This window comes from Microbacterium sp. CJ77 (assembly GCF_002911615.1).
Taxonomy (GTDB): Bacteria; Actinomycetota; Actinomycetes; order Actinomycetales; family Microbacteriaceae; genus Microbacterium.
Genome location: NZ_PQBR01000015.1, coordinates 38,832 through 59,173, shown reverse-complemented (window position 1 = coordinate 59,173; position 20,342 = coordinate 38,832). Strand labels below are relative to the sequence as shown.

Annotated in this window: 19 protein-coding genes; 13 read left to right on the top strand and 6 right to left on the bottom strand. The window is 69.3% G+C overall.

What is annotated here, in order from left to right:
* Nucleotides 1-167: 167 nt before the first annotated feature.
* Nucleotides 168-1,022, top strand: a complete 855-nt coding sequence (locus C2868_RS09465) for a hypothetical protein (protein WP_103663182.1) — start codon at nt 168-170, stop codon at nt 1,020-1,022.
* 178 nt (nt 1,023-1,200) lie between these two features.
* Here C2868_RS09465 and C2868_RS09460 read toward each other — a convergent pair whose 3' ends face one another.
* Nucleotides 1,201-3,342 carry a S9 family peptidase gene (locus C2868_RS09460; RefSeq protein WP_332870751.1) on the bottom strand — a complete coding sequence of 714 codons (2,142 nt, stop codon included), beginning with the start codon at nt 3,340-3,342 and terminating at the stop codon, nt 1,201-1,203.
* Nucleotides 3,343-3,476: 134 nt separating this feature from the next.
* Entirely contained in the window at nt 3,477-5,060 is a 1,584-nt protein-coding gene (locus C2868_RS09455; protein WP_100810410.1) for a molybdopterin-dependent oxidoreductase, read from the bottom strand.
* 190 nt (nt 5,061-5,250) lie between these two features.
* Here C2868_RS09455 and C2868_RS09450 point away from each other — a divergent pair, with 190 nt between their 5' ends.
* The 5 genes from C2868_RS09450 (at nt 5,251) to C2868_RS09430 (ending at nt 9,715) form a co-directional block, all read left to right on the top strand.
* Nucleotides 5,251-6,180 (top strand): phosphodiesterase, encoded by a 930-nt coding sequence (locus C2868_RS09450; RefSeq protein ID WP_100810411.1) that lies wholly within the window; start codon nt 5,251-5,253, stop codon nt 6,178-6,180.
* 33 nt (nt 6,181-6,213) lie between these two features.
* The gene (locus tag C2868_RS09445; RefSeq protein ID WP_100810412.1) at nt 6,214-6,615 is read left to right on the top strand and encodes a MerR family transcriptional regulator; all 402 of its coding nucleotides are present in this window, start codon (nt 6,214-6,216) and stop codon (nt 6,613-6,615) included.
* Nucleotides 6,612-7,589: an aldo/keto reductase gene (locus C2868_RS09440; protein ID WP_100810413.1), complete on the top strand. Its 978-nt coding sequence runs from the start codon at nt 6,612-6,614 to the stop codon at nt 7,587-7,589. The genes C2868_RS09445 and C2868_RS09440 overlap by 4 nt, the downstream gene beginning before the upstream one ends.
* A gap of 180 nt (nt 7,590-7,769) precedes the next feature.
* Nucleotides 7,770-9,236 carry an aspartate ammonia-lyase gene (locus tag C2868_RS09435; protein WP_100810414.1) on the top strand — a complete coding sequence of 489 codons (1,467 nt, stop codon included), beginning with the start codon at nt 7,770-7,772 and terminating at the stop codon, nt 9,234-9,236.
* 89 nt (nt 9,237-9,325) lie between these two features.
* A complete protein-coding gene (locus C2868_RS09430) occupies nt 9,326-9,715 on the top strand; it encodes a hypothetical protein (RefSeq protein WP_100810415.1) in 390 nt (129 codons plus the stop codon).
* A gap of 103 nt (nt 9,716-9,818) precedes the next feature.
* On the opposite strand, the gene C2868_RS09425 is transcribed toward C2868_RS09430, so the two are convergent.
* Entirely contained in the window at nt 9,819-10,706 is an 888-nt protein-coding gene (locus C2868_RS09425) for a fumarylacetoacetate hydrolase family protein (protein WP_100810416.1), read from the bottom strand.
* 78 nt (nt 10,707-10,784) lie between these two features.
* Between C2868_RS09425 and C2868_RS09420 the strand changes: the two genes are divergently transcribed.
* The 3 genes from C2868_RS09420 to C2868_RS09410 all read left to right on the top strand — a co-directional run bounded on the left by C2868_RS09420 (nt 10,785) and on the right by C2868_RS09410 (nt 13,409).
* Nucleotides 10,785-12,038, top strand: coding sequence for a PrsW family intramembrane metalloprotease (locus C2868_RS09420; protein ID WP_100810417.1), 1,254 nt, complete (start codon nt 10,785-10,787; stop codon nt 12,036-12,038).
* A gap of 254 nt (nt 12,039-12,292) precedes the next feature.
* Entirely contained in the window at nt 12,293-12,661 is a 369-nt protein-coding gene (locus tag C2868_RS09415) for an FKBP-type peptidyl-prolyl cis-trans isomerase (RefSeq protein WP_100810418.1), read from the top strand.
* Nucleotides 12,662-12,842: 181 nt separating this feature from the next.
* Entirely contained in the window at nt 12,843-13,409 is a 567-nt protein-coding gene (locus C2868_RS09410) for a YceI family protein (protein WP_100810419.1), read from the top strand.
* Nucleotides 13,410-13,492: 83 nt separating this feature from the next.
* On the opposite strand, the gene C2868_RS09405 is transcribed toward C2868_RS09410, so the two are convergent.
* The 3 genes from C2868_RS09405 to C2868_RS09395 all read right to left on the bottom strand — a co-directional run bounded on the left by C2868_RS09405 (nt 13,493) and on the right by C2868_RS09395 (nt 16,146).
* Nucleotides 13,493-14,407, bottom strand: coding sequence for a DMT family transporter (locus C2868_RS09405; RefSeq protein ID WP_232711219.1), 915 nt, complete (start codon nt 14,405-14,407; stop codon nt 13,493-13,495).
* Nucleotides 14,408-14,569: 162 nt separating this feature from the next.
* A complete protein-coding gene (locus C2868_RS09400; protein WP_100810421.1) occupies nt 14,570-15,877 on the bottom strand; it encodes an MFS transporter in 1,308 nt (435 codons plus the stop codon).
* Nucleotides 15,877-16,146, bottom strand: a complete 270-nt coding sequence (locus C2868_RS09395) for a DUF167 domain-containing protein (protein ID WP_100810422.1) — start codon at nt 16,144-16,146, stop codon at nt 15,877-15,879. Before C2868_RS09395 ends, C2868_RS09400 begins: the two co-directional genes overlap by 1 nt.
* Nucleotides 16,147-16,293: 147 nt before the next feature.
* On the opposite strand from C2868_RS09395, the gene rpsO reads away from it, so the two are divergent.
* From rpsO to efeB, 4 genes are all read left to right on the top strand, one after another.
* Entirely contained in the window at nt 16,294-16,563 is a 270-nt protein-coding gene (gene rpsO / locus C2868_RS09390; protein ID WP_100810423.1) for a 30S ribosomal protein S15, read from the top strand.
* A 215-nt stretch (nt 16,564-16,778) separates the two neighbouring features.
* The gene (gene efeU, locus C2868_RS09385) at nt 16,779-17,750 is read left to right on the top strand and encodes an iron uptake transporter permease EfeU (RefSeq protein WP_100810424.1); all 972 of its coding nucleotides are present in this window, start codon (nt 16,779-16,781) and stop codon (nt 17,748-17,750) included.
* Complete coding sequence (gene efeO / locus C2868_RS09380; protein ID WP_100810425.1) at nt 17,747-18,988, top strand: iron uptake system protein EfeO; 1,242 nt, start codon at nt 17,747-17,749, stop codon at nt 18,986-18,988. The genes efeU and efeO overlap by 4 nt, the downstream gene beginning before the upstream one ends.
* Nucleotides 18,989-19,061: 73 nt before the next feature.
* A complete protein-coding gene (efeB, locus tag C2868_RS09375) occupies nt 19,062-20,336 on the top strand; it encodes an iron uptake transporter deferrochelatase/peroxidase subunit (RefSeq protein WP_103663211.1) in 1,275 nt (424 codons plus the stop codon).
* Nucleotides 20,337-20,342: the final 6 nt, after the last annotated feature.

Genomic DNA, 20,342 nt, shown 5'->3' with positions numbered 1-20,342 from the left:
GATGTACGGGTGCATCCTCCACAACCGCGCGTGGTCGATGAGAGTCCGCGGCCAGGTGGTGGCCGGTCGGGTCGTGGCTCGAAGTCCAGGACGCTGGGCGGATGCGACGACCCGAGCCTCTTCCCAGCGATCTTCCTCCGGTGTTCCGAGTGTCTGAGGCGCGAGCGATGGGCGTGAACGCCGCACGGCTCTCCCGCAGCGACCTCCGGTCGCCGCATCGCGGGCTGAGAACGTCGCGGTCGCTACCCGTCCCGGCGTCGTCGCTCGAGATCGCCGCACAGTATGCGCCGCGGCTCGCAGGCTGGCAGTTCTTCAGCCACGAGACCGCGCTCGAGGCGGCGGGCGTGCCGATGCCGGAATGGCCGTATCGTCCGCGCCTGCACGTGGCAGCGCATCGCCCGAGTCGCGAACCCCGCATCCCCGGCGTGGTCGGTCATCGCCTTCAGGCGCGGCAATCGGCGGTGATCCTGAGCCGTGGTGGCCTTCCGATCGAGGCCCCCGTGCGTGCCTGGCGCCAGGTCGGGTCGCTCTGGGCGCTCGATGATCTCATCGCCGCCGCGGACTACCTGCTGTCGGGCGCGCGGCCGTTGGCCACCTCGGAGCAGCTGCGTGAAGAGATCGAGGTGATGGGCGACGTACGGCGAGGCATCCTTCGTCGTGCATTGGTCGAGGTGCGCAGCGGCGTGCGTTCGCCTCGCGAGACACGGCTGCGCTTGGCGCTGACGCGTGCGGGGCTGCCCGAGCCCGAGATCAACTGGGTCTTGTGTGACGACGGCGGGAGGCCGGTGGCCGAACTCGATCTCGCCTATCCCCGGTGGGGTGTCTGTCCCGAGTATGACGGCCGTGTGCACGAGACCGACCGGCGCCAGTTCGCGAAGGACGCCGACCGCTGGGACAGCATTCGGGAGCAGGGTTGGGAGCACGTGCGCATCCTCAATGTCCATATGCGGAACGGAGCGTGGCGGGCCGTGGAGCGGGTGCGGGGTGCGCTCATCCGTGCCGGCTGGCACGAGGGCGCGTGAGCCCGCGTCGGTGCCGTCTCGAGGGCCCGGCCCCACGGATGGGGTGTCCCACTTCGGTGCGGTATGCGGCGCATATACCGCGCCGAAGTGGGACATGGGTCATCGGAAGTGGGACACGGTCCGGGGGTGGGACACGGTCCGGGGGTGGGGGTTGCCGCCGCCGGGAGCGACGCGGCAGTCAGGTCGCGTCGGCGACGCCCAGCACATCGAGCAGCCAGGCGAGCTCGAACGCCCGCTCGCGCCAGGCGTTGTAGCGCCCCGAGACTCCGCCATGTCCGGCGACCATCTCGCACTTCAGCAGCGCATCCGCGCCCACCTCGCGCAGCCGTGCAACCCACTTCGCCGGTTCGACGTACAGCACGCGCGTGTCGTTGAGCGATGTCACGGCCAGGATCCGGGGATAGGTCACGCCCTCGCGCACGTTCTCATACGGCGAGTACGACTTCATGTACGCGTAGACGTCGGGGTCGTGGAGCGGATCGCCCCACTCATCCCACTCGATGACGGTCAACGGCAGCGAGGGGTCGAGGATCGTCGTCAGAGCGTCGACGAACGGAACGTCTGCCAGCACACCGGCGAACAACTCGGGCGCCAGGTTCGCCACCGCTCCCATGAGCAGCCCGCCCGCCGACCCGCCCTCGGCGACGAGGCGGTCGGGCGAGGTGTAGCCGGCGTCGATCAGGTGCAGGGCGCAGTCGACGAAGTCGGTGAAGGTGTTGCGCTTCTGCGCGAGCTTGCCGTCCTCGTACCACTGCCGACCCATCTCGCCGCCGCCGCGCACGTGCGCGACCGCGAACACGACGCCGCGGTCGAGCTCCGACAGGCGCGCGACCGAGAAACGCGGCTCGATCGAGTGCTCGTACGAGCCGTAGCCGTACAGGTGCAGCGGGCGGGGTGCGATCCCCGCGTCGCCGAACGAGCGCTTCCAGACGAGCGACATCGGAACCTGCGTGCCGTCCTGCGTCGTCGCCCACACCCGCGCCTGCTCGTAATCGGATGCCTCGTACCCGCCCAGCACCGGCTGGCGCTTGCGCAGCAGCAGTTCGCCGTCGGCAAGGCGGTAGTCGTAGACGGTGTTCGGGGTGACGAACGAGTCGTAGCCCAGGCGCAACATGGGCGGGGCCCACTCGCGATTGCCGCCGAAGCCCGCCGCGTATATCGGTTCATCGAACGCGAGCTCGTCGACGTCGCCGGTCGCGTAATCGAGCAGGCCGATGCGGGCGAGGCCCTCGCGCCGGTACTCGATCGTCGCGAAGTCGCGGAAGCAATCCACATCGAGCAGACGGATGCCGGGAGTGTGCGGGCGCACGATGGTGCGATCGCCCGCGGGGTCGGACGCCGGGACCCGGACCAGTTCGAAGTCCAGGGCATCCTCGTTGTGCAGGATGTACAGCTGGTCGGCACCGTCGACGATCGCGTGGTCAACCGAGTACTCGATGCCCTCGCGGCGCGGCCAGACGACGCGCGGTTCGGCGGTCAGGTCGTCCGCGGGCACCAGCCAGACCTCGGACGTGATCGACGAACCGAGCCCGATGACGAGGAACTTCTCGCTGCGGGTGAAGCCGCCGCCCAGCCAGTAGCGCTCGTCGGGCTCGTGGAAGAGCTTGACGTCGTCCGCGACCGGCGTGCCGACCACGTGGCGCCAGAGGGTGTCGGGGCGCCAGGCGTCGTCGACGGTCGAGTAGATGATCGACGCGCCGTCGGGCGAGAACTCCGCGCCGGAGGAGGTTCCGGGGATCTCGTCGCCGTGCTCGGCTCCGGTCTCGAGGTCGCGCACGCGGATCGTGTACCGCTCGTCGCCCGCCACGTCGACGCCGAAGAGCATGAGGCGTCCGTCGTCCGACACGTCGAACGATCCGAGCGAGAAGAACTCGTTGCCCTCGGCCTCGACGTTGGCGTCGAGCAGCACCTGTTCGCCGGGTACGGCTTCGCCGGGCGTCAGTTGCGGCGGGGTCCAGTCATCCGGCGATGCCAGGGGAGCGCGGCACTGCACGCCGTATTGCTTGCCCTCGATCGTGCGCCCGTAGTACCACCACGCGCCGCGGCGTGACGGAACGGACAGGTCGGTCTCGAGCGTGCGCTCCTTGATCTCACCGAAGATGCGTTCGCGCAACCCCGCGAGGTGCGCCGTGCGCTCGGCCGTATAGGCGTTCTCGGCCTCGAGGTGGGCGATGACGGCCCCGTCGTCCTTCGCGCGCATCCACTCGTACGGATCCTCCACGACGTCGCCGTGGAACTCGCGGCTGTGCGGCACGTGCGGCGCCGAGGGGGCGGATGTCTGGGGTCGGTCGTTCTCGGTGGTCGAGGCGTCGTGGGTCACGGACCCACGTTAGCCGAGGCATCCGGGCAGGGCGTCGACGCCGCTCGCGTGGCAGTCGATGCGCGTGGGAGGCGGTCCGATGCCGCGTTTCGTGGCCGGGGAGGGGTCAGGCATTCGGTCCGAGCGGGCCCGCGCTACGTCACGGTGACGAGGGTGCGCTGCCATCCGCTCGAGCCGTCGGGGGCGATCGGGGCGCGCTCCTGCGTCTGAGTCTCGCCCGCGGCGTTCACCGCGCGTACCGTGACGTAGTGCGTGCCCGGAGTCGCATCCCAGTCGACGAACCACTGCACCCACGTGTCGACGCCGACCGCGGTCGAGAGCGTCGCGACCTGCCAGTCGCCGTCGTCGATCGACACTTCGACGCGGTCGATGCCGACCGTCTGCGCCCACGCGACACCCGCGATGGGGACGCGTCCCGCGGCGACCGGGTTGCCGGGCCGGGGCGTGTCGATGCGCGACGACATCTTGATCGGCGCCTGGGCGCTGTATCCGCGGGGCGTCCAGTAGGCCTCGTCGTCCGCGAAGGTCGTGACCTTCAGCTCTGTGAGCCACTTCGTCGCCGACACGTAGCCATACAGCCCGGGCACGACCATCCGCACCGGAAAGCCGTGCTCGAGGGGGAGGGCCTCGCCGTTCATCGCCACGGCGAGGATCGCGTCGAGCCCGTCGTCCGTCAGCGATTCGAGCGGTGTGCTCGCGGTGAATCCGTCCACGCTGCGCGAGAGCACCATGTCCGCCCCCGCGGCGGGCCCGGCTGCGCGCAGGACGTCGCGGATCGGCACGCCCCACCATTTCGCGGTGCCGACGAGGTCCCCGCCGACCTCGTTGGACACGCAGGTGAGGGTCACGGAGTACTCGTCCAGGCCCATCCCGACCAGGTCGTCGAACGTCAGCTCCAGGGGGGTGTCGACCATGCCCACGACGCTCAGGCGCCAGGTCCCGGGATCGACGCTCGGCACCGTCAGCGCGGTGTCGACGCGGTAGAAGTCCGCGTTGGGTGTGTAGAGGGGCGAGATGCCCGGGATGTCGAGTTCGGCGCCCGCGGGAACCGTCACGGTCGTGCGGGGCGCGGGAAGGTTCAGCCCGCGCCGGATCGCCGCGATCGAGGATGTCGTGGCCCCGGCTACTCGCGAGCCGATACCCACGACCACCGCACCCGCGGCCGCGATGCCGCCGATCAGCAGGAAGCGGCGTCGAGCCACGCCCGCCGCGGCTCCCGACGTCGAGCCGGACGAGGCGTTCACACCAGAACGCCAGGCGCGGAGCATCCGTCCCAGAACGACGACCAACGCGGCGCCCGCGACGGCGCCGGCGACCGAGGGGATCCACGACAGCGCTGTGGCTCCCGCGCGCGTCACGACGGCGGCGACGGACAGGACGCCCGCTATGCCCAGGGCGATCGCGCCGAGGGGAGGGCGGACGAGTTCGAGGATGCCCGCGATCGCCGAGGCGATCAGCACGGCGAGGCCGAGGCCCACGAGGAGCGCGATCTTGTCGTATTCGCCGAACGTCGCGATCGCGAACTCCTTGAAGGGCTGCGGCACGATGTCGATCACGAACGACCCGACCGCGAGCAGGGGCGACCCTCCGCGAGCGAACAGCAGCGCGAGAAGCTCGGCGATGGCGAGGAACACCGCCGCGCTGACGACCCCGGCGAGCGCCGCCCACGCGAGGAACCGCTTGGTCCCCGGTCGCTTCACCCTGTTCGGGTTCGCCATGATCGTCTCCGCCCCGCGCACCGCCCTGGCCCGCACTCCCGTATTCGCCGCGGACGGGCGATCGGATTGCACGGGGCCCCTATCGAGAGGACGCAACATGCCGTGGCTACTTGTCGAGCGCGGCATGTTGCGACCTCTCGTGGGCGGCATATCGCCTTGTCGCGTCCGAACCTCGACATAGGCTGGGCGGGTGACCGAGACCTCCGTCGCCTTCGGGCAGTACCCGCCCGCGAAGCGCACGATCATCCACGTGAGCGATACCCACCTGCTCGCCGGAAACGTGCCACTCGGCGGCCGCTACGACACCGAAGCGAACCTTCGCCGAACGATGGACCGGGTCGTCGAGCTCGGCCTCACGCCCGATGCGCTCGTGTTCACGGGTGACCTGACCGACCTCGGCGAAGCCGACGCCTACGCGCGGCTCCTCGCCATCATCGAGCCCGTGGCGCGGGAGTGGGGATGCCCCGTGGCCTGGGTCGCGGGAAACCACGACGAACGCCCGGCGCTCCGCAGCGGTCTGCTCGGGCTCGAACCGAGCGAGGATCCGGTGCTGGGGGAGTGGGATCTCGGGGGGCTGCGCCTGCTCGCCCTCGATACGAGCGTGCCGGGCTGGCATCACGGCGATCTGGACGACGCGCAACTCGACTGGTTGGGCGACAGGCTCGCCGATCCGGCGCCGCTCGGCACGATCCTCGCGCTGCACCACCCCCCGCTGCCGAGCCATGTGCCGCTCTTCGGGATCCTCGAGCTGCAGCGACAGGAGCGCCTCGCCGCGGTCATCTCGGGAAGCGACGTGCGCGCGATTCTCGCCGGTCATCTGCACTACTCGACGAGCGGAACCTTCGCCGGCGTCCCCGTGAGCGTCGCGGCGGCCACGTGCTACACGATGGACATCGCCCGCCCCGCGCTGTCGGTCAATGGCATGGACGCCGGGCAGTCGTTCCACCTCGTGCACGTCTACGACGACACGATCACGCACTCCGTCGTACCTGTCTCGGGTGCGGCCGAGGGTGATTACTTCGCCCCGGAGTGGTACGAGCGGATGTCCCGGCTCACCCCCACCGAGCGCCTCGAAGTCTTCTCGCGCAAGCCCGATCGAGGAGCCGCTCCGAGCGCTTGACTTCGAGTGCGCTCGAAGTTCTAGCGTGGGGGCATGACCCTCACTCACGAACCGGCACCCAACCGGGACGGCGTCGCGATCTCGGATGCGGCGGCCGCGACGGGACTCTCGACGCACACTCTGCGCTACTACGAACGTGCGGGGCTCATGCTCGATCCGGTCGAGCGTGCGTCGTCGTCGCACCGTCGCTACGGCGACGCCGACATCGCCTGGGTTCAGTTTCTGACGAGGCTGCGGTCGACCGGCATGCCCATTACGACGATCCGCGAGTACACCGAGTTGGTCCGGCGCGGTGACGAGACGGTCGACGCGCGCCGCGAACTGCTCGTGCGGCACCGCGTCGCCGTGCTGAACCAGCTCGACGACATCTCGGCGAGCCTCGCCGCCATCGATATCAAGATCGCCATCTACGAAGAAAGAGGAGCCAACGCATGAAGAAGATCACGCTGGGAACGGATGGACCGGTCATCGGCCGGATCGGCCTCGGCCTCATGGGCATGAGCGCGTTCTACACCGGCGCGGCCCGCGACGATGAGGGCGCGATCCGCACCATTCACCGCGCCCTCGAGCTCGGAGTCACGTTCCTCGACACGGCGGAGATCTACGGCCCGTACCTGAACGAAGAGCTCCTGGCCCGGGCGATCGCGGGCCGACGCGACGAGGTCGTGATCGCGACCAAGTTCGGCACGATCCGGCACACGGTCGATGACACGGGCGGGCTCGACGGGAGCGCCGCGAACGTCCGGCTCTCGGTCGAGGGGTCGCTGCGCCGACTCGGCACGGACCACATCGACTTGTACTACCAGCACCGCATGGACCCCGCGACCCCCATAGAAGAGACGGTCGGTGCCCTCGCCGAGCTGATCACCGAGGGCAAGATCCTGCACTACGGGCTGTCGGAGGCGGCGCCCCCCACGATCCGGCGCGCGCACGCGGTGCATCCCGTGACCGCGCTCCAGACCGAGTACTCGCTCTGGACGCGCGATCCCGAGGCCGAGATCCTGCCCACCGTCCGCGAACTCGGCATCGGATTCGTGCCGTATTCGCCGCTCGGACGAGGCTTCTTGACCGGGGCGATCCGCTCGCTCGACCAGCTCGACGAGAGCGACTTCCGCCGCTCCAACCCGCGTTTCGCCGGCGACGCCCTGAGCGCGAACCTCGCGATCGTCGAGAGGGTCGAAGCGGTCGCGCAGGATGTCGGTGCGACGCCCGCTCAGGTCGCACTGGCCTGGCTGCTCGCCCAGGGCGACGACATCGCCCCCATCCCGGGGACGCGTCGCATCGTGGCGCTCGAGGAGAACGTCGCGGCGGATGCGGTGGTGCTCTCGCCGGAGCAGATCGCGGCGCTCGGCGACGTGGGCGCCCCCGTCGGCGACCGGTACGCCGACATGTCGCCGTTGAATCGCTGATTCGAGGAGCGTCGGCTCGCGTCGGCGGAGGACTTCTGCGCCGGAGGAGGGCTTTCTCGGGCGCAGAGTCCTCCGGCCGCGCCGGAATCCTCTGCCGGCGGCGCCACGACGGGCGGGGGGCGCGGCGCGTTAGGCTCGGGGCACCTCTATCCGCCGTGATCGACCCACAAGGACACCCACATGGCCTCCCACATCGACGTGGACGCAACGTCGGCCACCCGCACCGAATCCGACTCCCTCGGAACCCTCGAGATCCCCATCGACGCGTATTGGGGCATCCATACCGCCCGCGCGCTCGAGAACTTCCCGATCGCCAAGCGGCCCATCTCGGTGTATCCCGAGCTGGTGCGTGCGCTGGCGATGGTCAAGCAGGCGTCCGCGCGAGCCAACCGCGAGATCGGCGTATTGGACGCCGAGAGGGCCGAGCTGATCGACCGTGCGGCACAGCGCATCATCGACGGTGAGTTTCACGACCAGTTCGTGGTCGGGGTCATCCAGGGCGGCGCGGGCACGTCGACCAACATGAACGCCAACGAGGTCATCACCAACGTGGCGCTCGAGCTGGCGGGAAGATCCAAGGGCGACTACGCGTTCCTGTCGCCGATCGATCACACGAATCGCAGCCAGTCCACCAACGACGTCTATCCGACCGCCATCAAGGTGGGGTTGAGCCTGGCGCTGGTCAGTCTGCTCGACGAGCTCGACCTGCTGCGCAGGTCTTTCCTCGCCAAGGCCACGGAGTTCCGCGACGTGCTCAAGGTCGGACGCACGCAGCTGCAGGATGCCGTGCCGATGACGCTCGGGCAGGAGTTCCACGGCTTCGCCACGACGCTCGGCGAGGACTACCACCGTCTGCGCGAGAACGCCCACCTGCTGACAGAGATCAACATGGGCGCGACCGCGATCGGCACGGGTATCACCGCGCACCGCAGTTACGCGCAGTCGGTCGTTCGGCAGCTCAGCCATATCTCGGGGCTGCCGCTCGAGACCGCGGCGGACCTGGTCGAATCGACGAGCGACACCGGCTCGTTCATGTCGTTCTCGGCGTCGCTCAAACGCAATGCCATCAAGCTCTCGAAGATCTGCAACGATCTGCGGCTGCTGTCCTCGGGACCGCAGGCGGGGTTCGGCGAGATCAACCTGCCCGCGAGGCAGGCCGGGTCCAGCATCATGCCCGGCAAGGTGAATCCCGTCATCCCCGAGGTCGTCAACCAGGTGGCCTTCGCGGTCGCCGGAGCGGATGTCACGGTCACGATGGCCGTCGAAGGCGGACAGCTGCAACTGAACGCGTTCGAACCCGTCATCGCGCACTCGATCTTCCAGTCGATCACGTGGATGCGTCAGGCCATGTGGACCCTGCGGGTCAACTGCGTCGACGGCATAACGGCGAACCGCGATCGGCTCGGTGCGATGGTCGGGTCGTCGGTCGGGGTCGTCACGGCTCTCACACCGTTCATCGGGTATGCGGCATCCGCGGCGCTCGCCAAGGCGGCGCTGCTCACCGGGCGGAATGTCGGCGATTTGGTCGTCGAGGCGGGATTGATGTCGGCGGAAGAGGTCGCCAAGCAGCTGTCGCCCGCGCGCCTGTCGGGACTCGAGGCCGTCACCGCCGCGATCCCGATCGTCGTCGCCGCCGAAGATCTCTGACATCAGGTTGCGGATGAATGAACGCGCGCCGTTGCCGGTGTTCATAGAGAACCGATAGGTTCGAGGCCGTACCGACGAGAGGATTTCTCATGACCGACGCCAACGCACCCGCGGACCACACCCCGCCGCCGCCCACCTACCCCTCCGCGCCCCCGGCACCCGCCGGAGCGGCACCCGGAGCCCCCGTCCCGGGCAAGACGCTCGGCATCGTCGCCCTGATCGTCGCGTTCTTCGCGAACATCATCGGCCTGATCCTCGGAATCGTGGCGCTCGTGCAGAGCCGCAAGGCCGGGCACAAGAACACCCCCGCGGTGTGGGCGATCATCGTCGGAGCGGTCCTCACCGTTGTCGGCATCATCGTCGCGATCGTCCTCGTCAGCATCTTCGCCGCGGGCGCGGCCGAGCTGCTGCGCCAGTGCGCCGACCTCGGCCCGGGCACCTGGACGCTCGACAACGGCGTCACGATCACCTGCGGCTAGGACTCGCCGTCCGGTCGTTGAGCGGACGCAGGACGGCGGAGCGGGCGTCGTCTCGTCTCGCGCTTCCCGCCTCGCTCAACGACCGGTGGATCGATCGTGCGCGTCAGTCGATGATGCGGCAGTGCGTCGTCAGTTCGCCGATCCCGTCGACTCCGACCGTCACGGTCGAGCGGTCGCGCAGGAAGATCTGCGGGTCGCGCGAATAGCCGGCACCGCCCGGGCTGCCGGTCGAGATCAGCGTGCCGGGCAGCAGCGTCGTCGTACCCGAGAGGTGCGAGATGAGAGTCGCCACCGTGCGGACCATCTGGCTGGTCGAACCGTCCTGAACCATGTGCCCGTCGACGACGGCCCAGATGTGCAGGTTCTGCGGGTCGGGGATCTCGTCCGCCGTCACGACGAACGGGCCGGTCGGGGTGAATCCGTCGAACGACTTGCAACGCGACCACTGCGCTTCGGAGAACTGGATGTCGCGCGCGGTGATGTCGTTGACGACCGTGTATCCCCAGACGTGATCGAGGGCATCCTCGGGTGAGACGTCGCGGGCGGGAGCGCCGATGATCACACCCAGTTCGGCCTCGTAGTCCACGGCCTCGCTGAGCGATCGCGGCCACGCCGTCGTGCGCTCGTGGCCCGTCAGCGAGTTCGGCCAGAGGCTGAACACCGTGGGAGCGGCGTCCGTCTTGAGCCCCAGCTCGCTCGAGTGCGCCGTGTAGTTCAGCCCGATGGCCAGGATCAGCGGCGGGCGGTTCGACGCGGACGCGAATCCGACGCTCGAGAGCGGATGCCTCGGCACCGCGTCCGCCGCCTCGCTCGTCAGCGCCGCCACGGCACGGCGCACCCGGCTCAGCCCTTCCTCGCCCGATTCGATCAGGGTCTGGAGGTCGGCGGGGCCGTCCGGAACGAGGTCGGGGACGGCGATCGCGTCCTCGCCGTCGATAACGGCAAGGACGGGGGAGCTCGCCCCGGAGGGCACGATATGGGCAAAACGCACCCTCCCACGCTACCCGCCCGCGACGGCCGCATGCCGTAGCGGCCCGTCGACCGCGGAGGGCCGCCATAAGCTGGCCGGGTGACCTATGCGCCCCCGCCCTGGCCCGACGGCCCCGGTTCGCCACGCTCGGCGGGATCCGTTCCGCCCGCCCCCGCGTTCGCGTCGCCGCTCGAACAGCCGCCGCACGCCGCGGGCGCCTACATTCCGCCCTCACCCGTGCCGGTCTTCGCCTCCGTCGAGTCCGTTCCCGCGTCGCCGAGCAGGGGGCGGCGTGCATCGATCTGGCTGTTCGCGCTGCTGGCCGTCCTGCTGGTCGCGCTCGTCGGCTACTTCCTGACCTTCCTCGGCCCGGGCGCATCCATCATCGGGATGATCGTCGCGCTCGTTCCGTTCGCCGTGGTGCTGATCGCCGTCAGGATCATCGACCGGTGGGAGCCCGAACCCCGCGGGCTCGTCGTCTTCGCCATCGCGTGGGGTGCGGTCGCCTCGGTGGGCATCGCGCTGCTCGCGGACCTCGGCGTCACGTTGCTGATCGGCAACAGCGACTCCGTCGCGCGCGATCTCTTTTCGAACGTCGTGCAGGCGCCGGTCGTCGAAGAGGTCGCGAAGGCGCTCGGGCTGCTGCTGATCTTCTTCACCGCGCGTCACGCCATCGACGGCCCCGTGGACGGCATCGTGTACGGCGCGCTCGTCGGAGCGGGCTTCGCCTTCACCGAGAACATCCAGTACTTCGCGATCAGCTACCTGGACGGGGGTGCGGAAGACCTGACCGGGACGTTCTTCGTCCGGGGCATCCTGTCGCCCTTCGCGCACGCGATGTTCACCGCGGTCACGGGCTTCGCGCTGGGACTCGCGGCTCGGCGCGGTGCGAGGGGCGGACGTGCCGTCGGGGCGCTCGGACTGGGACTGATGGGCGCCATCGCGCTCCACGCCTTCTGGAACGGCTCGGCGATGCTCGGCGACTTCTTCGCGCTCTACCTGACGCTGCAGGTGCCGCTGTTCATCGGGTTCATGATCGGCATCCTGGCGCTCCGTCGCGAAGAAGCACGCCTGACGCACGCCCGGCTGGCCGAGTACGCGTCCGCCGGCTGGTTCACCGCGCAGGAGGTCGACATGCTCGCGACGCCGTCGGGACGCCGCGACGCGATGCGATGGGCGAAGACCCTCCGGACCGACCGCTCTGCGATCATGCGCTCCTTCATAGCCGACGCCACCGCACTCGCCGCTGCTCGCCAGCGCGCGATTTCGGGACGGGATGCCGCGGCCGCGGAAGACGAGACGGTGCTGCTGAAGCGCACGGCGGCCGCGCGGGCGTCGCTGCTCTCGATCTGAACGTCGGGTCGAGGCTCGCCGTCCGCGGACGGCAGGGAGGAGCGCCCGGACAGTGCCTGGACAGCGCCCGGCCAGTGCCTGGACAGGGCTCGGACAGTGCCCGGGAAATGACTCAGCGCCCGGTGCCGCGGCGATGCCTGCGTGTCTACCGGGCGCTGAGTTGGCCTACCCCGAGTCTGCCCCCGCCCTGTGAAGGTGTCAAGAGTGCTCGCGTCGGCTTTGACCCCGCGTAGGCCGTCGGGTTGGATGGTCTCATGACTGCAGACCGCACAAAGCCCACCTTCGATGCCCCCGAGGGGCCCGCGCCCGAGACTCTCGTGATCCGCGACCTGATCGTCGGAGAGGGTGCCGAGGCCAAGCCCGGTGACAGCGTGACCGTCCACTACGCGGGCGTCGAGTTCGACTCGGGTGAGGAGTTCGACTCGTCATGGGGCCGGGGCGAGAGCATCCAGTTCCCCCTCCGCGGTCTGATCCAGGGGTGGCAGGACGGCATCCCCGGCATGAAAGAGGGTGGCCGACGCGAGCTGGTCATCCCGCCGCACCTCGCCTACGGTCCGGCCGGCGGACACTTCCTCGGCGGAAAGACCCTCATCTTCGTCATCGACCTGATCAAGGTCGGCTGACCTCATCTCGTCGTCACGGCGGGTTCGGCGCGCGTAGCCGAGCCCGCCGTCGTCGTGTGCGGACGTTTTGACGAACCGAATCCGCGCAAGAAAAAATTGCATTCACGGGAATACAGGACGTCCTCGCGCGTTACACCCGCCGTACTGCCGGAGAACCGGCCCCCAAAACCGAAGGATCACAATGACCGACTCCACCACGACCGCGATCGAGTTCCCCGGCTACAAGGCGGGCACCTGGACCCTCGACCCCTCGCACAGCGAGGTCCAGTTCAGCGTGCGCCACATGATGATCTCGAAGGTGCGCGGCACCTTCGGCGTCAAGGCGGCCACCCTCACCGCACCCGAAAACCCGCTCGAGGCCACGGTCGAGGCCACGGTCGACGTCGCGTCGATCGACACCAAGGACGAGGGGCGCGACAACCACCTTCGCTCGGCCGACTTCTTTGACGTCGAGACCTACCCGACCATGGAGTTCCGCTCGACCGGCGTCCGGATCGAGAACGGCGACTTCCTCGTCGACGGCAACCTGACGATCAAGGGCATCACCAAGCCCGTCACGTTCGACTTCGATTTCGGTGGCTTCGGCACCGACCCGTGGGGCAACTACAAGGCGGGCGCGACCGCCAAGACCGTCATCAACCGTGAGGACTTCGGTCTGACGTGGAACGCCGCCCTCGAGACCGGCGGCGTGCTCGTCGGCAAGGACGTCACCATCGAGCTCGACCTGCAGGGTTCGCTCGCGGTCTGATCGCGTCGCGACTTCACCTGCGCGAAAGGAGGGACGGATGCTCCGGCATCCGTCCCTTTTTCGTTGCTCGTGCGTGGTGGGCGTCAGGCGCGGCGGTGCAGCCGCAGGCGGTCCTGCGCGAGCAGGATGCCGAGGAACACGACGACCGCGCCCGCCGGTTCGTTCCACGAGAGCGGCTCGCCGAGCACGATCAGACCGAGCGCGACGCCGACGACCGGCGTGAGATAGGTCACCGTCGACGCGCGCGTCGGGCCCCACGCGCGGAGGGCGTTCTGGTTCCAGATGTACGCGACGCCGGTGCCGAGGCATCCGAGCAGCAGGATGCTCGCGACGATCCACGGATCGAGCGCGACCTCGCCGAGTGCGACGACCGGGGTCAGGGCGAGCATGATCACCGCGGCGATCCCGATGTTCAGGAACGAGAACACCAGGGCACTCATGCCCGAGTTCGAGACGAACCTGCGCATGTACGCGAGGCTGAACCCGTAGCAGGCGGTCGCCCCGAGGGTCGCGAGCTGCGCGACGAGGCTCTGGTCGAGGTCGAGACCCTCCCAGGGCGCGATCAGCACCATGACGCCCAGGATGCCGACGACGATGCCGGCGATCTGCATGCCCTTGAGTCGCTCGACGCGGAAGAGAAGCCCAGCCATGATCGCCGTCATGATCGGCGTCGTAGCGTTGTAGATGCTCGCGAGCCCCGACGTCACGTGCTGCTGCGCCCACGAGAAGAGCAGGAACGGGATCACGCAGAAGGTGATCGCCAGCACGGTCATGTGCATCCACACGCGCGGCACCCGAGGCAGCCGTTCGCGGCGGAGCGCAACGAAGATCCCGAGCGTGATCGCCCCGAGCACGAGGCGCGACCAGGCGACCTGCCCCGGTGACATCCCCTCGAGCGCGACCTTCATGAAGAGGAAGCTCGACCCCCACACGATGCCGGTGAGCGTGAACTGCACCGCGACCCACACGCTCGACGGCCCGGCGATCGAGCGCGGCATGCGGGTCGGGGGCGCGCTGGGGTGCTCGAGAGGGGGAGGGGTGGTGCTCATTCGGTGACTCTAGCCCTGTCGTCCGACGTCCCTGCCCGTGCGCGGATGCCACGTCCGGAATCCGCCGACGATCGGCGGTCGTGCAACGCGCTCGGTCGATTCCGAGTGCTGTCAGGGCTGCGGGTCGAGGGCGTCGTAGGCGCGGAACCCCGGGCTGCGGCGCGCGAGGAACCCGACCAGTCCGACGACGACGAGGCCCCCGATCAGCGGCGGGAACCACAGGGCGGTGACGGTCGCGAGCGTACCCGCGTAGAGGGCGCCGAGACGCGGACCGCCCGCCACGACCACCATGAAGACCCCCTGCAGGCGCCCGCGGATCGCATCCGGCACGGCCGACTGCATCATCGTCTGGCGGTAGATCGCACTGACGTTGTCGGCCGCGCCGGTCACCGCGAGCAGGAGGATCGCGAGCGCGATGAGGGGGAGGTTCGCGACATCCTCACCCAGATCCGCGGGCGCGAACACGCCGAGCGCCCCGAGCAGGAGGACGACCCCGAAAGCGGCCGTGGCGGCGCCGAACACCTGGATCGACCGCTCGATACCGAGACCTTGCCTGCGGACCCGCCCGATCGGCCCCGAGAACAGGCTCGAGAAGAACGCGCCCGCCGCGACCGACGCGGTCAGGACGCCCGTCGTGATGGGCCCGCCGCCGAGCAGCACGGCCCCGATCGCGGGGAAGAGGGCCAGGGGATTTCCGAATGTCATCGCGATGATGTCGAGGATGTACTGGAGCCGGATGTTCGGGGCCCGGCGCAGGAACGCCCACCCGTCGGCGAGCGAGCGCAGACCCGGTCGCACGGTGACACCCTCGGGACGGATGCGGGGGAGAGTCCAGAGCCCGAGGAACAGGGTCAGCATCAGGACGACGTCGACCGTGTACGTCCAGCGATAGCCGACGAACGCGACGAGCACCCCCGCGAGTGCGGGCCCGGCCATGACCATGATGCCCACCGTGATGCCGTTGAGCGCGGCGGCCGCGGGGAGCAGTTCGCGGGCGACGAGTCGTGGGGTGATGGCCGATTTCGTCGCCGAGACGATCGAATTCGCGGACGAGTTGATGATCGACAGCACGAACAACCAGGCCACCGTCTCATTGCCGGTCCAGGCGAGCACGGCGAGCAGCACCGTCGAGACCCAGGTGACGGATGCCGCGATCAAAGCGACCGCGCGGCGGTCGAAGTAGTCGGCGAGCATGCCACCGTAGAGCCCCGCGAGCACCATGGGCACGAGCCCCGCGACGGCGATCATCGCGACCGCGAGGGTCGATCCCGTCAGCTCGAAGACGTGGAGCATGACCGCGACGATCGTCAGCTGCCCACCGAGCCCGGCGAGCGTCGACCCGATCCACAACCGGGCGAAGGCGGGGCTGGTCGTCAGGGGGCGCAGGTCGATGAAATGGTCGCGGCGCAGCCGCGCCATCACCTGTCGCGCTCGACTCTGTCGATGCCCGACAGCTCGACCCCGTCGACGCCCGATAGCTCGACGCGCTTGATGCGTGCCGCGTGACCCCGCAGGATCGATACGTCACGCGGGGCAACGCCGAAGTGCGCGGCGAGGGCGCGCACGACGCCCTCGTTCGCGGCGCCGTCGACGGCACGCTCGCGCACGAACACCGTCAGGTCGTCACCGGATGCCTCGACGAGAGGACCCTTTCGGCTTCCGGGCTTGACGCGGACGGTGAACTGCACCCCTCGAGGCTAGCCGGGGGCGAGGCATCCGCGGGTCGCCCTTGTGCTGGTAGACTCTGGAGGTTGCCGTTCGATCGGCCGCGGATAAAGAGAGCTCACGCATCAGGCGATGGGCGCCGCGCAATGAAGAGAAAGGGGATCCCCTCTATGCCGCTTGAATTCGAAGCCAAGAAGGCGATCATCGAAGAGTACGCGACGCACCCCGGTGACACCGGATCCCCCGAGGTGCAGGTCGCGATGCTGACACAGCGCATCAAGGACCTCACGGAGCACCTGAAGGAGCACAAGCACGACCACCACTCGCGTCGTGGTCTGTTCCTGATGGTCGGTCAGCGCCGTCGTCTGCTCGGCTACCTCCAGGACATCGACATCAACCGTTACCGGTCGTTGATCGAGCGTCTCGGACTCCGCCGCTAAGTCGCACCAGCGTTCAATCGCTTTCTCGAAGGCCCGTCCCACGGTGTGGGGCGGGCCTTCGTTCTGCCCGCTCGCGGCCCGGACGGGCACCGATTTGAGAAGTGTCACCCTGCGGGAGTATCGTCCCCTGAGTGAGGGTTGCCTAACCTCATAACCGGATGCCTCGAAAGCACTCTGGACCCCCTCGAAAATCCCGAAAGCCGCGCGATAGCACCGTGTTCGCCACATTCCTGATCGGCCTGCGTGAAGGCCTGGAAGCCGCCCTCGTTGTCGGCATCCTCGTGGCCTACCTGTCGAAGCTCGGACGTCGGGACGTGTTGCCCCGACTGTGGGTCGGTGTCGGGCTGGCCGTCGCACTGTCGCTCGCGCTCGGAGCCATCTTCACCTTCGGTGCCTACGCCCTCACGACCGTGGCGCAAGAACTGATCGGCGGACTGCTTTCGCTGACCGCCGTCGCCATGGTCACCTGGATGATCTTCTGGATGCAGCGGGCCGGTCGAACGCTCAAGAACACGCTCCACGCCGGGGTCGATCGAGCCCTCGCATCCGCCTCGCTGTGGGGGCTCGTCGTCATCGGGTTCGTCTCGGTCGCGCGTGAGGGCGTCGAGACGACGCTCCTGCTGTGGTCGATGGTGCAGTCGTTCGGCAACGCCCCCGAGGCGCTCCTCGGCGCCCTTCTGGGCTTGCTGGCCGCGGTCGTGCTCGGCTGGCTGCTCGCGCGCGGAATGCTGCGACTCGACCTGCGCCGCTTCTTCACGTGGACGGGCGCGTTCTTGATCGTCGTCGCCGCGGGCGTGCTCGCCTACGGCGTCCACGACCTGCAGGAGGCGGGCGTCCTGCCCGGCCCCTTCACGGCGCTCGCGCCTCTCGACCCCACCACGGGCGCCGTCGCGACCGGCTGGGCCGGCGTTCCCTTCGGCTGGGCGTTCGACGTGAGCGACGTCGTCGCCCCCGGCGGCCCCCTCGCCGCGATCCTGCAGGCCACCATCGGCTTCACGCCGCAGATGTCGTGGCTGCAGGTGTTCGCCTGGATCGCCTACGTCGGGGTCGTGACCTTCGTCTTCGTGCGCAACCTGCGCGCCCACCGGCCCGCACCTCGGCCCGAACTCGTGCGTGCGGATTCGGCGACACCCGCCGCTCAGACATCCCCTCCGTCACCCGACACCATTCGACAAGGAGCCCCATGACCGCTCACAGGATCATCACGAAGAGCCTGACCACCACGGCGATCGCCGCAGTCGCCGCGCTGGCGCTCGCGGGCTGCGTCGCGAAGGCGGACGTCGCCGCCGCCGACGCGATCACGGTGTCGTCGACCGACGCCGGGTGCGATGTCTCGGCCGCGACCGCCGCCAGCGGCACGCTCGCCTTCGACGTGAAGAACGAGGGCGACCAGATCACCGAGTTCTACCTGCTGGCGGACGACGGGCTGCGGATCGTCGGCGAGGTCGAGAACATCGCCCCCGGAGCATCCCGCACCCTGACCGTCGTCGCACAGCCGGGCGAGTACTTCACGCTCTGCAAGCCGGGCATGGTCGGCGAGGGAGTGGGCCGCGCCGGATTCTCGGTCTCGGGCGACGCCGTCGCGATCGACGGTCCGGACGCCGAGCAGAAGCAGCAGGCCGTCGACCTGTACGCCGCGTTCGTGAAGGACCAGGTCGAGAAGCTCGTCCCCGCGGTCGAGGAGTTCACCACCGCGTACGCGACCGCAGACGACGACAGGGCCCGCGCGCTCTTCCCGCAGGTGCGCGCGTTCTACGAGCGCATCGAGCCCGTCGCCGAGGCGCTCGGCGACCTCGACCCGCGCATCGACTACCGTGAGGTCGACGCCGTCGCCGAGGGACTGGACTGGACCGGGTTCCACCGCATCGAGAAGGACCTCTGGGTTCCGGCGCTCGACGCGCTGAACGCCGACGGCGAGACCCCGGCCTGGCAGAACTGGACCCCGTCGACGCCCGAGGAGCGCGCCGCATTCGGTGACGAGCTCGTCGCCGACATCCAGGAGCTCGACACCTACGTGCACTCGGACGACTTCCAGAAGGCGCTCGACGCTCAGGGAGTCGCGGGCCTCAGCAACGGTGCCATCGCGCTGCTCGACGAGGTCGCCACGGGCAAGATCTCGGGCGAGGAGGACTGGTGGTCGGGAACCGACCTGTGGGACTTCGCCGCCAACGTCGAGGGTTCCAAGATGGCATTCTCGCTCGCGCGCGACTTCGCGGCATCGAAGGGTGATGCCGGCGCCGCCCTGGTCGACGAGATCGATGCGGGTTACGCGGCGCTCGAAGCATCCCTCGCCAAGCACGGATCGCTCGCCGAGGGCTTTGTGAACTACCGTGAGCTGACCGATGAAGACAAGCGCGAGTTCACCGACCTGATCAACGCGCTCGCCGAGCCGCTTTCGCGGCTCACGGTGACCGTTCTGGAGTGATGTGAGCGAGACGACTCCGCCTGTCGGCGGGACGGATGCCGGGGCCCCCACCGCGGGCGCCCCGGCATCGCCGTTGCCCGAAGACACCCGACCCGGCCTGTCGCGCCGCGGCCTGCTCGGCCTGCTCGGAGCCGGGGCGGCGGGCCTGGCCGCCGGTGCCGCGGGCGGTGTCGCCGGGGGCATGGCCATCTCGCGCGCCACGGCCGCGGGCGGCACGGACGGTGTGCACGTCTTCTTCGGCGCGCACCAGGCCGGAATCACCACGCCCGTCCAGGACCATCTGCACTTCGCCGCCTTCGACATGATGGCGCGCACGAACCGGGACGACCTGGTCAGCCTGCTGCAGGACTGGTCCTATGCGGCTGCCCGCATGACGCAGGGTCTCGACGTCAGCGCGTCCGGCTCGGTCGGCGGTTCGCCCGAGGCCCCGCCGGACGACACCGGTGAGGCTCTGGGGCTGCCCGCGAGCTCGCTCACGATCACGATCGGGGTCGGCCCGAGCCTGTTCCAGAACGCGGACGGCGACCGCTACGGCATCGCCGCGCGTCGGCCCGCGGGGCTCGAGCGGCTGCCCGCGTTCCTCGGCGACGACCTCGACCCGGCGCTCAGCGACGGGGATCTGTGCATCCAGGCATGCGCCGACGACCCGCAGGTCGCGGTCCACGCGATCCGCAACCTCAGCCGCATCGCGTTCGGTCGTGCCCGTATCCGCTGGTCGCAGCTCGGCTTCGGACGCACATCCATGACCACGACCTCGCAGGCGACGCCGCGCAATCTGTTCGGCTTCAAGGACGGCACGGCCAACATCCTGGCCAACGACCGTGCGGGGCTCGACGAGCACGTCTGGGTCGGCGCATCCGACGAACCCGCCTGGATGGCGGGCGGTTCGTACCTGGTCGCGCGCAAGATCGCCATGATCATCGAGTCCTGGGACCGCGTGCGTCTGTCGGAGCAGCAGCGCATCATCGGCCGGTCCAAGGGCGAGGGGGCGCCGCTGTCGGGCGGCGGCGAATTCACACAACCCGACTTCCGGGCGACGGATGCCTCGGGCCGGACGGCCATCGACGCCGCGAGTCATGTGCGGCTGGCGCATCCGACCCTCAACGACGGCGTCCGGATCGTGCGTCGCGGGTACAACTTCGTGGACGGCAACAACCAGCTCGGCCGCCTCGACGCGGGCCTGTTCTTCCTGTCGTACCAGCGCTCGCCCGAGCAGTTCGTGAAGATCCAGCGCGCGCTGTCGACCGACGCGATGAACGAGTACGTGCGCCACGTCGGGTCGGGCATCTGGGCCGTCCCGCCGGGGGCCTCTGCGGCATCCTTCGTCGGCGCCGGGCTGTTCGCCTGAGCTTTC

Bases quoted from the DNA above. Each gene is read 5' to 3' on its own strand.
- C2868_RS09445 (WP_100810412.1), top strand. From the start codon at position 6,214: ATGACCCTCACTCACGAACCGGCACCCAACCGGGACGGCGTCGCGATC.
- C2868_RS09435 (WP_100810414.1), top strand. From the start codon at position 7,770: ATGGCCTCCCACATCGACGTGGACGCAACGTCGGCCACCCGCACCGAA.
- rpsO (WP_100810423.1), top strand. From the start codon at position 16,294: ATGCCGCTTGAATTCGAAGCCAAGAAGGCGATCATCGAAGAGTACGCG.
- efeO (WP_100810425.1), top strand. From the start codon at position 17,747: ATGACCGCTCACAGGATCATCACGAAGAGCCTGACCACCACGGCGATC.
- C2868_RS09430 (WP_100810415.1), top strand. From the start codon at position 9,326: ATGACCGACGCCAACGCACCCGCGGACCACACCCCGCCGCCGCCCACC.
- C2868_RS09400 (WP_100810421.1), bottom strand. From the start codon at position 15,877: ATGGCGCGGCTGCGCCGCGACCATTTCATCGACCTGCGCCCCCTGACG.
- C2868_RS09405 (WP_232711219.1), bottom strand. From the start codon at position 14,407: ATGCCGCGCTCGATCGCCGGGCCGTCGAGCGTGTGGGTCGCGGTGCAG.
- C2868_RS09410 (WP_100810419.1), top strand. From the start codon at position 12,843: ATGACCGACTCCACCACGACCGCGATCGAGTTCCCCGGCTACAAGGCG.
- C2868_RS09415 (WP_100810418.1), top strand. From the start codon at position 12,293: ATGACTGCAGACCGCACAAAGCCCACCTTCGATGCCCCCGAGGGGCCC.
- C2868_RS09455 (WP_100810410.1), bottom strand. From the start codon at position 5,060: ATGGCGAACCCGAACAGGGTGAAGCGACCGGGGACCAAGCGGTTCCTC.
- C2868_RS09440 (WP_100810413.1), top strand. From the start codon at position 6,612: ATGAAGAAGATCACGCTGGGAACGGATGGACCGGTCATCGGCCGGATC.
- C2868_RS09465 (WP_103663182.1), top strand. From the start codon at position 168: ATGGGCGTGAACGCCGCACGGCTCTCCCGCAGCGACCTCCGGTCGCCG.